This is a genomic window from Bacillus sp. YKCMOAS1, from assembly GCF_030268125.1.
In the GTDB taxonomy this organism is placed as follows: Bacteria; Bacillota; Bacilli; order Bacillales; family Bacillaceae; genus Bacillus; species Bacillus safensis.
Genome location: NZ_BSEI01000018.1, coordinates 1 through 660, shown reverse-complemented (window position 1 = coordinate 660; position 660 = coordinate 1). Strand labels below are relative to the sequence as shown.

The window sequence follows — 660 nt, the reverse complement described above, 5'->3', positions numbered from 1 at the left end:
GGTGGAGGATGACGGGCTCGAACCGCCGACCCTCTGCTTGTAAGGCAGATGCTCTCCCAGCTGAGCTAATCCTCCACTATGTAGGAATCTCTCGATCCGACAAAGATTATTATATACAGGTTTTAATCATTTGTAAAGGCTATATTAAAAAAATTTTATTTCAATTTTCATTGCGTATTTCTTTTAACAAATGATCGTCATATCACCTATTCATACAGCTGCTGTTCAACGTTCAGCAGCTGAACTTTCTCTCCTCTATATTCTCTTTAAAAACGTTCAATTCCTTCAGAAATATTAACAGTCTCTCATTTTTATACTTTAATAATATAGGTATCTCTTTAGACGTAAAGCATTTATAGAAATCGAATAGACTTACACATCTTCAATTTAATTAAAGATATATGGAGTGCCCCTATATAAGCTCATACTCTGTCTCTCTATTGTTTTGTATAGATAAGATTTTATGCCATGGACATCTTTAGGTTCAAGTGTTTCACATGCTTCGCTTGGACATAAGAAGGTGCGACGATCTTTCATCAAACAAATGGAATGAGATAAAGTATGATGCATGAACCTCAATCAGCACAAAAAAGACCAGTTCCGACTGGAACTGATCCTGATAGAAGCTTGGCGGCGTCCTACTCTCACAGGGGGAAACCC

1 tRNA gene is annotated in these 660 nt (G+C 37.4%); it reads right to left on the bottom strand.

Annotation, left to right across the window (positions count from 1 at the left end):
* Positions 1 to 2: 2 nt before the first annotated feature.
* Positions 3 to 75, bottom strand: a tRNA-Val gene (locus QSJ46_RS19560).
* Positions 76 to 660: the final 585 nt, after the last annotated feature.